Origin of the sequence: Streptomyces sp. NBC_01450 (genome assembly GCF_036227505.1) — a bacterium.
Lineage (GTDB): Bacteria > Actinomycetota > Actinomycetes > Streptomycetales > Streptomycetaceae > Streptomyces.
This window is the reverse complement of record NZ_CP109480.1, coordinates 4023931-4036124: the sequence shown is the minus strand read 5'-3', so window position 1 is coordinate 4036124 and position 12194 is coordinate 4023931. Positions and strand designations below refer to the sequence as shown.

The 12194-nt window shown below is 69.8% G+C and carries 12 protein-coding genes and 2 riboswitches; of the genes, 6 read left to right on the top strand and 6 right to left on the bottom strand.

Annotation, left to right across the window (positions count from 1 at the left end; genetic code table 11):
- Window positions 1-39 precede the first annotated feature (39 nt).
- Window positions 40-384: a zinc-binding dehydrogenase gene (locus tag OG568_RS17935; RefSeq protein WP_329532306.1), complete on the top strand. Its 345-nt coding sequence runs from the start codon at window positions 40-42 to the stop codon at window positions 382-384.
- 61 nt (window positions 385-445) lie between these two features.
- The gene (locus OG568_RS17930) at window positions 446-1177 is read left to right on the top strand and encodes an NADPH-dependent F420 reductase (protein ID WP_329532305.1); all 732 of its coding nucleotides are present in this window, start codon (window positions 446-448) and stop codon (window positions 1175-1177) included.
- A 33-nt stretch (window positions 1178-1210) separates the two neighbouring features.
- On the opposite strand, the gene OG568_RS17925 is transcribed toward OG568_RS17930, so the two are convergent.
- Window positions 1211-1768 (bottom strand): glycoside hydrolase family 25 protein, encoded by a 558-nt coding sequence (locus OG568_RS17925; protein ID WP_329532304.1) that lies wholly within the window; start codon window positions 1766-1768, stop codon window positions 1211-1213.
- 140 nt (window positions 1769-1908) lie between these two features.
- Here OG568_RS17925 and OG568_RS17920 point away from each other — a divergent pair, with 140 nt between their 5' ends.
- Window positions 1909-2862, top strand: a complete 954-nt coding sequence (locus OG568_RS17920) for an NB-ARC domain-containing protein (RefSeq protein WP_329532303.1) — start codon at window positions 1909-1911, stop codon at window positions 2860-2862.
- On the opposite strand, the gene OG568_RS17915 is transcribed toward OG568_RS17920, so the two are convergent.
- The 5 genes from OG568_RS17915 to gcvT all read right to left on the bottom strand — a co-directional run bounded on the left by OG568_RS17915 (window position 2853) and on the right by gcvT (window position 8842).
- Entirely contained in the window at window positions 2853-3332 is a 480-nt protein-coding gene (locus tag OG568_RS17915; protein ID WP_329532302.1) for a hypothetical protein, read from the bottom strand. The genes OG568_RS17920 and OG568_RS17915 overlap by 10 nt on opposite strands.
- 1084 nt (window positions 3333-4416) lie before the next feature.
- Window positions 4417-5784, bottom strand: a complete 1368-nt coding sequence (locus tag OG568_RS17910) for an L-serine ammonia-lyase (protein ID WP_266585969.1) — start codon at window positions 5782-5784, stop codon at window positions 4417-4419.
- Between the two features lie 157 nt (window positions 5785-5941).
- A complete protein-coding gene (gene glyA / locus OG568_RS17905; protein ID WP_329532301.1) occupies window positions 5942-7204 on the bottom strand; it encodes a serine hydroxymethyltransferase in 1263 nt (420 codons plus the stop codon).
- A gap of 13 nt (window positions 7205-7217) precedes the next feature.
- Window positions 7218-7595 (bottom strand): glycine cleavage system protein GcvH, encoded by a 378-nt coding sequence (gcvH, locus tag OG568_RS17900; RefSeq protein ID WP_266585973.1) that lies wholly within the window; start codon window positions 7593-7595, stop codon window positions 7218-7220.
- A 128-nt stretch (window positions 7596-7723) separates the two neighbouring features.
- Window positions 7724-8842: a glycine cleavage system aminomethyltransferase GcvT gene (gcvT, locus tag OG568_RS17895; protein WP_329532300.1), complete on the bottom strand. Its 1119-nt coding sequence runs from the start codon at window positions 8840-8842 to the stop codon at window positions 7724-7726.
- A gap of 34 nt (window positions 8843-8876) precedes the next feature.
- A riboswitch (glycine riboswitch) is annotated at window positions 8877-8988 on the bottom strand.
- A riboswitch (glycine riboswitch) is annotated at window positions 8989-9089 on the bottom strand. It abuts the riboswitch before it with no gap.
- A gap of 169 nt (window positions 9090-9258) precedes the next feature.
- Between gcvT and OG568_RS17890 the strand changes: the two genes are divergently transcribed.
- From OG568_RS17890 to OG568_RS17880, 3 genes are all read left to right on the top strand, one after another.
- Complete coding sequence (locus OG568_RS17890) at window positions 9259-9936, top strand: AAA family ATPase (RefSeq protein ID WP_329373594.1); 678 nt, start codon at window positions 9259-9261, stop codon at window positions 9934-9936.
- 153 nt (window positions 9937-10089) lie between these two features.
- Window positions 10090-10875, top strand: a complete 786-nt coding sequence (locus OG568_RS17885; RefSeq protein ID WP_266585977.1) for an enhanced serine sensitivity protein SseB — start codon at window positions 10090-10092, stop codon at window positions 10873-10875.
- Between the two features lie 224 nt (window positions 10876-11099).
- A complete protein-coding gene (locus OG568_RS17880) occupies window positions 11100-11900 on the top strand; it encodes an enhanced serine sensitivity protein SseB C-terminal domain-containing protein (protein ID WP_266431161.1) in 801 nt (266 codons plus the stop codon).
- Window positions 11901-12194: the final 294 nt, after the last annotated feature.

Below are 12194 nucleotides of genomic sequence, written 5' to 3'. Positions count from 1 at the left end.
CTTGCCACGCAACCAAGATCGATCTCGCCGATACCGGCCGTGCCATTGGTCCCCGAGGCAGGCTTCCGCGCCCTGGGCGACGCCGTCGTACCCGGTGGCCCGCTGGTCGTCTACGGCTGGCTCGACCGGGCCCCCACGGAAATGCCCACCAACTGGCCGCTGACCGTCCACGGCTACGCCAACCCGCACGTCTCCCGGAACACCGAGGGGCGCCGCCGTGCCTCGCACTACATCAACTCGGGTCGCGCCGACGGCACCCTGCGGCCGGTGATCGCCGAGGTCTTCGACGGCCTGGAGGCCATGCCGGACGCGCACCGTCTGCCGGACGCGCACCGTCTGATGGAGAACAACACGCACACCGGCAAGATCGTGGTGAGGCCCTGACGGAGCCCCCGGGCCTCGGTTCGGGCGGCGGTCGCCCGAGCGCCGTACGTTCGCGGAATAGGTGGACGTGTACCGGGGTTGGCGATCACCGTCAGTCCAGTGGCGTCAATCCCGGAAGGGCCTGTCCATCATGAAGATCGGCATCATCGGAGCGGGCAATATCGGCGGCAACCTCACCCGACGGCTCACCGCCCTCGGACATGAGGTCTCCGTCGCGAACTCCCGCGGTCCGGGGACGCTCGGCGCGCTCGCCGGGGAGACCGGGGCGACCCCCGTCAAGGTCGAGGACGCGGCGCGCGGCGCCGAGGTCGTCGTCGTCACGGTTCCCCTGAAGGCGGTCCCGAACCTGCCGCACGGGCTTCTGGACCAGGCCGCCGAGGGCGTTGCCGTCATCGACACCGGCAACTACTACCCCAAACAGCGCGACGGCAGGATCGCCGCGATCGAGGACGAGGGTCTGACCGAGAGCGGCTGGACGGCCCGGCAGATCGGCCACACCGTCATCAAGGCGTTCAACGGCACGTACGCCCAGGACATCCTGGACCGGCACCGCCCGGCCGGTTCCCCCGACCGCCTGGCGCTGCCGGTGGCCGGTGACGACGAGGCCGCCAAGCGGGTCGTACGCGAGCTCATCGACGAACTCGGCTTCGACACGGTCGACTCGGGCGGCCTCGACGACTCCTGGCGCCAGCAGCCCGGTACTCCGGTCTACGGCCTGCAGGAGGGCGTGGACGAGGTGACCAAGGCACTGGCGCAGGCGCCCCGGGAGCGCTCCGCGGACTTCCGCGCGTAACGTCACACGATCCGCAGCGGAAGGTGCGGCCCGTCAGTCCCCTCCCGCCCACTCCCGCAGCGCGGCCTTGCTGGCGAAGTCCGCGACGTTCTTGTCCAGGGGCTCGTCGGTGTACTGGTGGAAACGCCACGACGCCTTGATGCGAGGCTTGCCCGCGGTCACGTAGTCGGCGATCCACAGGCCGTCCCCGGCGTACGAGGTGGTGTCGACGGTGAGCCAGTAGTTGCGGTTGGTGTAGAGGAGAACCCGGTGGTTCGGCCGAAGCTCCTTCACCGTCCGGATGAAATGGTCCTTCTCGGCATTGCTCGCGTGCGTGCCGTCACCGGTGGCCTCCCAGTCGACGGCGAGCAGGTCCCCGGCCTTCTCGGGGGCCTTGCCGACGAAGTACTCGGCCTGCGCGGTGATGTCGCCGGGCCACAGGAAGTGGTAGAACCCGACGACGCACCCGGCGTCCCGGGCCGTCTTCACCTGCGCCGCGAGTTTCGGGTTGACGTACGAACGGCCCTCCGTCGCCTTGACGAAGACGAACGAGAAGCCTTCGGTGGAGAAAGAGGACGACTGATAGGCGCTGACGTCGATGCCGCGCAGCATGGGCGACTCCTCCGTGCATGGGGGGATGGACACGTACCGTCATGTCGGATACGTGCGGTGGCCGACTTCCCTTCAGATGCCCCCACTTCCCCCACCACACCCTCGAACACCGGCCCGGACACGGAACCTCCGCATCCGCCGTGCGGGGAACCCGCGCCGCGCGTGGCGCCGGGGAGGTCCCGGGGCTACGCGCCGCCGCCGGCGACGTGCACACCGTCGGCATCGCGGGCGTCGACGGCTATCCAGCCGACCCGGCGCTCGGCGCAGAGCAGGACGCGGGCCGCGGCGAGGATCTCCTCGTCGTCCTCGACCCCGAAGCCCTTGGAGACACCCGCATTCGGTCACAAGGTGCTGGCCAGTCATGTCACCCCGCTACGCAGGACGCTCGACGCGTTGGGCCCGGCCTGCGGAGTGACCGGCAGCCCCTCGAGCCCGGCGAGGTGCTTGAGGGGCTGCTGCGGAGCCTGGGGCTCGCGGCACCGGAGATCCCCGCGAACCACGAGGCCCAGGGCCGCTTGTACCGGACCCTGCTGGCCGGCCGGCGCCTGCTCGTCCTGCTGGACAACGCGGCTTCGGCGGAGCAGGTCCGCCCGCTGCTCCCGGGCAGCCCGTCCTGCTGCGTCGTCGTCACCAGCCGCAACCGGCTCGGCGATCTCGTGATCCGGGACGGGGCACACACCCTGCCGTTGGACCTCCTCCGGCCGGCCGAGGCCCACACGCTGCTGAGCGAGGTACTCGGCGCGGACCGGCTCTCCGCCGAACCGCTCGCGGCCGACGAGCTGATCCGGCTGTGCGGCAGTCTTCCGCTGGCGCTGCGTGTGGCCGCCGCCAGGCCGGCGGGCGATCCGGGCCTGCGCCTGGCCGATCTGGTCACCGAGATGTCCGAGGGCAACCGGCTGGAGGCGCTGAGGCCGGACGATGACGACAACTCCCCTTTGCGGACGGCCTCTTCCGCGTCGTACCGAGTGCTGGCTCCTGCCGCTCGCCGACTGTTTCGCCTGCTCGGCCCGTTCCCCTGTCCAAGATCCGGGGTCAGGGCCGTGACCCCGTCGACGAAGCCTCGGGCGAGATCGAGGCTGAGTGGTCAGCGGTAGATGACGATGAAGGAGGCCAGGAGCAGCGCGGCCGCGGTGGACAGCCCCAGGATGCGGTAGGGCTGCCATGCCGTCAGTGCCACGGAGGCGGCCCATACCGCTCCCACTACGACGGCCGGCCACTTGCCGGCTGTGCTCAGCGCGGCATTGAGCGGGAACGGTGCCAGCAGGAGCGTCGGCGGGATGACCGTCAGCCCGGGGCGGATACCCAGGAGCCTGTACGCCATGATCAGCCCGACGAGTGCGATGGCGAACGAGGCGGCGAACGAGAGGACCGGCCACGGCGTCAGGCACACACTGGTCTCATCGGCGCACACGCGGGCGTCGTAGGCGTACGCCTCCTGCACAAGATGGATCGACAGGTAGGAGAGAGCGGCACCGGTTGCGGCAGCGCCCGGGATGCGTATGGCCAGAGCCCCACCGGATGGCGCCACAGGTTCGTCGTGCCGCTGTATCGAAGTAGCGTCCACGACAAAATTCTCTCTGGTCGTGACGACCGGGGCCTGAGTACGCGTACTCAGGCCCCGATAGGGCGCTGGACCGACCGGTGACTACGTGGTGGCCAACAGCAAGTTCAGCGGCCACTCCGAGACGGAGATCCTGGACCAGTTGAAGGAAAAGGGGGCGCAGAAGCATGACTGACCGGGATCAGTGATTCAGCCACTGTCAGGCCCCGCCGGGACTTCCGTCTTACGTGCAACACCCCAACACCCTGGCCGACAGGCAGGCCGGCGCAGGCGTTTCCGTCGACACCATCGAAGGTCCGGCAGGTGGCGTCCACGTCAGCTGGAACGCCGGTGAATCCCTGACCGAGGCTGCCCTCGAGTTCATGCAGCCGGACCGGGTCGATCTCTCGGAACCGGTGATTGCGCACGGTACGCGGATCGTCCAATGGAAACGGCCAGAGGGTTATTCCAGACGAAGGGGCGCCGCCTGGCTTGGGACGATGCACCGCACGGGCGCAGCATCACGTACGGTGACAAGAGCCCGGCGTCGCACCAGTGGCTGTCCGCCCCTACAGCAGTCACGAGATCGGGGGCGTCAGTGTCCAGCCCGCCACGAGGGGTCCCTTGGGGCGACTCTGCAGGGAGTGGGATCGGCCGCAGGAGGCAGTGTGGAAGACCCACAACCCGCGTGGCACCTCTTCTTGTCGTCTGCGGTGCCCCTCCGGTGGTCAGCCGGTAGCCGGATGCCCTTGGACGACGTGATACGAGGTGGCACAGTCCAACCAGCCGCACGTGCTCTGATCAGGCAAAACATCACTCAGTAGCACGACCGGGCACCACGCAGCACGATCGCTCACGGTCTCGTCATGCGTAGGTCCCACTACCTGACGTTCACCGACTGCACTCAACACCCTGAGACGGCCTCAAGAGCGCCGCGTCGGTCCTGGAGTAGGCCCGTTGCCCACCCGTAAACAGCGACGTTCCCTGGGGAGTTTTCGGGGACTTTCACGTCTGTCCCGTGGGAGTTTCTGGGGACTTTCCGCCGCGTAAACAGGGAAGGCCCTGACAGCGCAGAAAGACACGAACGCGCTGGTCAGGGCCCGTCCTCTCAGCACTCGATGATGTTCACCGCGAGCCCGCCCCGGGCCGTCTCCTTGTACTTGACGCTCATGTCCGCGCCCGTCTCCTTCATGGTCTTGATGACCTTGTCGAGGGAGACCTTGTGGGAGCCGTCGCCGCGCATGGCCATGCGGGCCGCGGTGACCGCCTTGACCGCCGCCATGCCGTTGCGTTCGATGCAGGGGATCTGGACGAGGCCGCCGACGGGGTCGCAGGTGAGGCCGAGGTTGTGTTCCATGCCGATCTCGGCGGCGTTCTCGACCTGTTCGGGGCTGCCGCCGAGGACCTCTGCGAGGGCGCCCGCGGCCATCGAGCAGGCCGAGCCGACCTCTCCCTGGCAGCCGACCTCGGCGCCGGAGATGGAGGCGTTCTCCTTGAAGAGCATCCCGATGGCGCCGGCGGCGAGCAGGAAGCGCACGACGCCGTCCTCGTCCGCGCCCGGGATGAAGTTGATGTAGTAGTGGAGAACCGCGGGGATGATGCCCGCGGCGCCGTTGGTGGGGGCCGTGACCACGCGGCCGCCCGCCGCGTTCTCCTCGTTCACCGCCATCGCGTAGAGCGTGATCCACTCCATCGCGTGGGCCAACGGGTCGCCCTCCGCCCGGAGCTGGCGGGCCGATACGGCGGCGCGGCGGCGGACCTTGAGGCCGCCCGGCAGGATGCCCTCGCGGGACATGCCCCGGGAGACACACGCCTGCATCACACGCCAGATGGCGAGGAGGCCCTCGCGGATCTCCTCCTCGGTGCGCCAGGCCCGTTCGTTCTCCAGCATCAGGGCGGAGATCGACAGGCCGGTCTCCTTCGTCAGCCGCAGCAGCTCGTCGCCCGTGCGGAACGGGTATTTGAGCACCGTGTCGTCGAGCTTGATGCGGTCCTCGCCCACCGCGTCCTCGTCGACCACGAAGCCGCCGCCGACGGAGTAGTACGTCTTCTCCAGGACGAGTGCGCCGGAGGCGTCGTACGCGAAGACCGTCATGCCGTTCGCGTGGTACGGCAGGGCCTTGCGGCGGTGCAGGACCAGGTCGTCGGCGAAGGAGAAGGGGATCTCGTGCGTGCCGAGGAGTGAGAGACGGCCCGACGACTTGATCTGCTCCACGCGGTCGTCGGCGCCCTCCACGTCCACCGTTCGCGGTGACGCGCCCTCCAGACCCAGCAGCACCGCCTTGGGGGTGCCGTGGCCGTGGCCGGTCGCGCCCAGGGAGCCGTACAGCTCCGCCCGGACGGAGGCCACCGAGTCCAGCAGCTCTTCGTTGCGCAGCCGGCGGGCGAACATGCGCGCCGCGCGCATCGGGCCCACCGTGTGGGAGCTCGACGGGCCTATGCCGATCGAGAACAGGTCGAAGACCGAGATGGCCACGGGGACTCCTCACAACAGGGGTGGTGCATGGGGGCGGGCGCCGCGCACACCTCCAGTTCCAGTGTGCGCGGCGTCCTGGTGAATCGTACGTTCCGTGCGAATTTCTGTACGAAAGTGAACTTTCGCAGGAACTGGTTCTGTACTGCTTCGGGCGGTACTACTTCAGGCCGGGGTACAGCGGGTGCTTGTCGGCCAGGGCGGACACGCGGGTCTTCAGGGACCGCGCGTCGTAGGAGGGCTTCAGCGCCTCGGCGATGATGTCCGCGACCTCGGTGAAGTCCTCGGCCCGGAAGCCGCGGGTGGCGAGGGCGGGCGTGCCGATGCGCAGGCCGGACGTGACCATCGGGGGGCGCGGGTCGTTCGGGATGGCGTTGCGGTTGACCGTGATGCCGACCTCGTGGAGACGGTCCTCGGCCTGCTGACCGTCCAGCTCGGAGTTGCGCAGGTCGACCAGGACCAGGTGCACGTCCGTGCCGCCGGACAGGACGTCCACGCCCACGGCCTTGACGTCGTCCTGGACCAGGCGCTCGGCCAGGATGCGCGCGCCGTCCAGCGTGCGCTGCTGGCGCTCCTTGAAGTCGTCGGAGGCGGCGACCTTGAAGGAGACGGCCTTCGCGGCGATCACGTGCTCCAGCGGACCGCCCTGCTGGCCGGGGAAGACCGCGGAGTTGATCTTCTTGGCGAGCTCGGCGGTGGACAGGATCACGCCACCGCGCGGGCCGCCCAGCGTCTTGTGGGTGGTGGTCGTGACCACGTGGGCGTGCGGCACCGGGTTCGGGTGCAGGCCCGCGGCCACGAGGCCCGCGAAGTGCGCCATGTCGACCATGAGGTACGCGCCGACCTCGTCCGCGATCCGGCGGAACGCGGCGAAGTCCAGCTGGCGCGGGTAGGCCGACCAGCCCGCCACGATCAGCTGCGGCCTGGACTCCTTGGCGAGGCGCTCGACCTCGTCCATGTCGACCTGACCGGTCTCGTCGTTCACGTGGTAGGCGACCACGTTGTACAGCTTGCCGGAGAAGTTGATCTTCATGCCGTGGGTCAGGTGCCCGCCGTGCGCGAGGTTCAGACCCATGATCGTGTCGCCCGGCTTCAGCAGCGCGAACATCGCCGCCGCGTTGGCCTGGGCGCCGGAGTGGGGCTGCACGTTCGCGTGCTCGGCGCCGAAGAGCGCCTTGACGCGGTCGATGGCGATCTGCTCGACCACGTCGACGTGCTCGCAGCCGCCGTAGTAGCGACGGCCCGGGTAGCCCTCGGCGTACTTGTTGGTCAGGACCGAACCCTGGGCCTCCATGACCGCGACCGGAGCGAAGTTCTCCGAGGCGATCATCTCCAGGGTGGACTGCTGGCGGTGCAGCTCGGCGTCGACGGCGGCGGCGACGTCCGGGTCCAGCTCGTGCAGGGGCGTGTTCAGAAGCGACATCAGTCAGAAGTCCTTAAGAGCCGGAGAACTCGGTGTACTCGTCCGCGGAGAGCAGGTCGGCCGGCTCCTCCGCGACGCGTACCTTGAACAGCCAGCCGCCCTCGAAGGGGGCGGAGTTCACCAGCGACGGGTCGTCCACCACGTCCTGGTTGGCCTCCACGACCTCGCCGGTGACCGGCGCGTACAGGTCGCTGACCGACTTGGTCGACTCCAGCTCGCCGCAGGTCTCGCCCGCGGTCACCGTGTCACCGACCGCGGGAAGCTGGGCGTAGACGACATCGCCGAGCGCGTTGGCCGCGAACTCGGTGATGCCGACCGTCGAGACGCCGTCCTCGGCGACCGACAGCCACTCGTGCTCCTTGCTGTAGCGCAGCTGCTGGGGGTTGCTCATGGCCTGAATTCTCCTGTACGCGGGGGAGTGGGGATGAACGGGATGACCGGGTGGTCTTGGGATACGAGACGTGACACAGAGGCGTGCGTCACGTGGGCGCGCTGGACGGGGCCCTTTCGGCCCCGAAGCTACTTCTGGCGCTTGTAGAACGGCAGCGCCACGACCTCGTAGGGCTCATGGCTGCCCCGGATGTCCACGCCGACCCCGGCCGTGCCCGGAGCGGCGTGCGCGGCGTCGACGTACGCCATCGCGATGGGCTTGCCCAGCGTCGGGGAGGGGGCGCCGGAGGTGACCTCGCCGATCACCTTGCCGCCGGCGACGACCGGGTACCCGGCGCGCGGTACGCGACGGCCCTCGGCGACGAGCCCGACGAGTACCCGCGGGGGGTTCTCCTCGGCGCGGGAGGCGGCCTCCTGGAGCGCGGTACGCCCCACGAAGTCGCCCTCCTTCTCGAACTTCACGACCCGCCCGAGCCCCGCGTCGAAGGGGGTGAGCGCGGTGGTCAGCTCATGCCCGTACAGCGGCATGCCCGCCTCCAGGCGCAGCGTGTCGCGGCAGGAGAGGCCGCAGGGGACGAGCCCGACGGGCGCGCCCGCCTCCGTCAGCGCCTGCCACAGCTTCTCGGCGTCGGACGGGGCCACGAACAGTTCGAAGCCGTCCTCGCCCGTGTAACCCGTGCGGGCGATCAGCGCCGGGACGCCCGCGACGGTGCCCGGCAGACCCGCGTAGTACTTCAGCCCGTCCAGGTCGGCGTCGGTCAGCGACTTGAGGATGCCGGGGGACTCGGGGCCCTGCACGGCGATCAGCGCGTACGCGTCCCGGTCGTCGCGCACGAGGGCGTCGAAACCGGCGGCGCGCTCGGTCAGCGCGTCGAGCACCACCTGGGCGTTGGAGGCGTTCGCGACGACCATGTACTCGTTTTCGGCCAGCCGGTAGACGATCAGGTCGTCCAGGATGCCGCCGTCCTCCTGGCAGATCATCGTGTAGCGGGCGCGGCCGACGCCGACGGAGGCGATGTTGCCGACCAGCGCGTGGTTCAGAAGGGCCGCGGCCCCCGGCCCGGTGACCGTGATCTCGCCCATGTGCGAGAGGTCGAAGAGACCGGCCCGGGTGCGCACGGCGAGGTGCTCGTCGCGTTCGGAGCCGTAGCGCAGGGGCATGTCCCAGCCCGCGAAGTCGGTCATCGTCGCGCCGAGCGAGCGATGCAGGGCATCGAGTGCGGTGAGACGGGGTGCGTTACTGCTCATCGGTGGGGCTCCCAAGGCATGACGGCGAGGTCGTTCCTCCCCATCTGTCATCGGAACCTGAGAGGTTCATCAAGACCCCGCGAACGGAGGTCCTGACTTGCACCTTGGGTGGAGCCACTGGACAGTGGCCCGCTTTTCAGATGTGCCTCGCCCGCGCGGTAACGGGGCCTGAGAGATTCAAGGGAGGGACTTGCTCCTTCGGCGCCCGGGTACCCGAAGGTTCCCGGAACTCTCCCGCGCGGATTCAAGCGGCCGGTATGCAGTTGGCGGGCACATCATCGCACGCGTCGTCCCGATCACGGCAGTCCGCATCTGTAACCGGCCTGTGGCAGTCCGCGTACGGAAACGAGAGACACCGCGCATTACCTTCTCTTTACACTCGACGGGGATGGGACTCCACACCCAAGGGGAGGACGATCACGGTGAACAGGACCACGGCGTACGCCACGACCTCGGGCCTCGCGCTGCCCGAGCAGCCCGGCGCCCCGGCCGGGGCCCGGGAGGTCCGCGGAGCGCTTCCGGCGGCCGTCGTCCGCGACCTCAGGGAGCGCGCGGGACACTCTCCGCACGGTCTGTACTTCGGAGCGGCCGACGTCGTCGTGGTCACCGGGTTGCCCGGCAGCGGCAAGTCGACCCTGATGCGCCGGGCCGTCGAAGGCCCGCGCGTCGACTCCCAGGACACCCGGGACCGCTGGGACGAGCGGACGGCCGGATGGCTGCCGTACGCCGTCTACCGCCCCCTCGTCCGCCTCGCGCACTACGCGGGCCTGCGCCGCGCGCTGCGCTCGGGCGCCGGGGTCGTCGTGCACGACTGCGGTACACAGGCCTGGGTGCGGCGCTGGCTCGCCCGCGAGGCCCACCGCCGCGGCGGCACCCTCCACCTGCTGCTGCTCGACGTCACGCCCGGTACGGCGCTGGAGGGCCAGCGCGAGCGCGGCCGGGGCGTCTCCCGGTACGCGTTCGCCCGTCACCGGGGCGCGGTCGCGCGGCTGCTGCGCTCCGTCGAGCGGGGTGACCTGCCGGAGGGCTGCGGCTCGGCGGTGCTCCTCGACCGGGAGGCGGCGGACGTACTGCGGCGGATCGACTTCGGGTGACCGGCAGCGGAAGAGAGGGGCGGACAGTGGCCGGGAGCGCCGGATGGCGGCCGAGACCGGCCGAGAGCGGCTGTGAAGTCGTACAGGCCCACTAATCTTTCCAGCCAGGACACCAGAACAGTGGTTCACCGCAGGCGGTAGACAGGTAGACAGATGGACTTCTCCGACTTCCCGGAATTTCCGGCCTCAGCGCACCCCCACCCGCACGGCGGATGGCCGGGCAACGAACTGGAGGAGGTGCTCTCCGCGTCCCTCGGAGTGCCCACCGCCGGTGGCCGCATCGTCGAGGTCCTCGGCCGCAGCTTCGTCTGGGTGCCGCTGCCCAACGGCGGCGGACCGGACGCGGCGGCCCTCGACCTGCCCACCCTGGAGATCGAGGGCCAGGTGTACGTGCCGGTCTTCAGCTCCGAGGAGCAGTTCCGACAGGTCGTCGGCAGCCATCTGTCGTACACCATCGCGCCCGCCGTCGAGTTCGCCCGCGGGCTGCCCCCGCAGGTCGGCATCGCGATCAACCCGGACGGGGTGGTCGGCGTGCCGCTGCCGCCCCTCGCGGTCGCCGAGCTGTGCCGGGCCGGGCGCACCCCGCTGGACGGGCCCACGACCGGAGGCCGGGTGAGGCTCTTCGAGCCCGACTGGCAGGACGACCCGGTGGACTTCCTCGCCGCCGCCTCGGCCGAGTTCGCGGCGACGGGAGTCGTACTGACCGCCCGCCGCTGTCTCGCCAGCATCGAGGGCGATGACCCGGTCATGTTCGTCGGCGTCGAACTCTCCCTGTGGGAGGGGGACCTCCGGGCACTCCCCATGGACGCGCTCGCCCGCGCCCTCGCCCGGGTCGCGGTCAAGTGGCCGGTGAACCTGGTCCTCCTCGACGTCGCCCAGGACCCGGTGGCCGACTGGATGCGCGCCCAAGTGCGGCCCTTCTATCAGCAGGCTCAGTAGGAGCGCCCCGAAAGGGGCCCGGGGCTGTGACCGATTTGCGGCTCCGCCGCGTGGGCGCGAGCAACCACGACGGACCTGCCGCGACCCGAACACGGCAAGCCCCGAGCCCCCAACCGCTTCCCCAGCGGAGCGCATTCGCCGCTTAAGCTGGTTTCATGGCTCGGCCGGGGTTCGGCCGAGGTGTTGGTCGACGTCATGATTTCTTCGCGAAGGGGCGGTTGAGGGTGAGCGCGTCGGGCACGGCCGCGGCCGGTCAGGTCGAGCACATGCTGCGCCAGGTGACGCCCGGGCGTTACGACGCCTACGAGGCGCTCCTTCGCGCGCTCGCGACCCCGTCGTCCGGCCAGGTGTGGATGCTGCTCTGGCACGGCCAGGCCGGTTCCCCGGACGCCCAGTACGGGAACATGGAGGTGGACGGCTTCGGTTACGCGCCGTGCGTCACCTCCGCCCAGGAGCTCTCGGCCAGTGGCTGGAACCGGTCGTACGAGGTCGTCGACGGACTCGACGTGGCCCGCACCCTCTACCCCGACCACTTCGGACTCTGGCTCAATCCGCACGCCCCGGGCGGCGGGGTCGGCGTCCCATGGCTCGATCTGCGCAGAATCGCGGCGGGTCTGGAGCGCCAGCCCGCCGGCCCGCTGCGGCTGTCCGAACCCGGCATCGAGATCCCGCAGTTCTACGCCCTGCTCACCCAGAACGCGCATCGCACCACCGCCGTGCGCTCGCTGCGCCGTGCCTGGGTGCAGCCGGCGCTCGGGGCGCCGTATCTGGCCATCGGGCTCGACGTCTACGACACCTCGCCGCCCGCCGTCGACTCGGTGCGGGCGATGATGCAGCAGTCCATCGGCGCGGTTCCGGACGGGCTGCCCGTGTCGACCGTCGCGATGTCCGACGAGTACGACCCGGTGGCGATGTGGCTGCGCGCCAACGCGCGGCCGTTCTACGACCGCGAGGCCCACGCGGCCCCCGCCCAGGCTCCGACGGCGGGTGGGTACGGCTATCCACCGGCACCCGGCGGATACTGATCCGCGGTCCGGCGAATCGTGAAGGATCAGCGAGGGTCCTTCACCGAGGCTCTGCATTTCTTCGCGCGTAGATCACAAGGGATCGTCCGGTTAATGTCCGTATTCACCTCCGGCGTCCCAACTGCCCCGCGTCCGACCCCCGTTACCCGGCGTCCGGATAACGGAACCCTCCTGAAGGCATCACGTTTACGCATCCATTCGCCTTCAAGTCTGGCTACAGATCACCGAGGCGTTGAAGACTCCCGCTCCAGGGGGGTTAGCCCCTGTGTACGACGGACTGATCACGCCGCTACG